The 413-nt window shown below is 35.6% G+C and carries 1 pseudogene; it reads right to left on the bottom strand.

The window, feature by feature from the left end:
- Positions 1-413 (bottom strand): annotated as a pseudogene (locus tag BAQ44_RS03970) (RNA-guided endonuclease InsQ/TnpB family protein); the annotation flags it as partial.

The following is a 413-nucleotide window of genomic DNA, read 5'->3' as shown; positions in this document are numbered from 1 at the left end:
CGTTCTTTCATACCATTAGAAGCTACAAAAAGCTCTTTTAAACCAACATCCACACCAATCGACTCATTCGTTAGTTCTTGTAATTCAAAGTCTTCTTGGAACCCTACACTAATCCACCAGTGACGACCATCAAAGGTAACTCTTGGATTGGATGGTTTTTTGTTTCTTGGTAGTTGTTGGCTTGTTTTCACTTCTCCAATAGACTGAATGTGAACTACTTTCTTTCCTATAATCAGTCTTTCATAATTAGCATAAAATCCTTGGATTACATCTTTTTTGGATTTATAAGAAGTGTGAGAACCATTTTTGTACTTTTTGAACGAATTTTTTCTCGCCGTATCAAAGTCTTTTGAAGCCTGTTTAGGAACTTGTGCGTTGATGTCATTTAACCACTCATATCTCTTTCGCTTCTT

Origin of the sequence: Bacillus mobilis (assembly GCF_001884045.1) — a bacterium.
In the GTDB taxonomy this organism is placed as follows: Bacteria; Bacillota; Bacilli; order Bacillales; family Bacillaceae_G; genus Bacillus_A; species Bacillus_A mobilis.
Note: the sequence above shows the minus strand (reverse complement) of the source record. Positions and strands in the feature narration are given on the sequence as shown.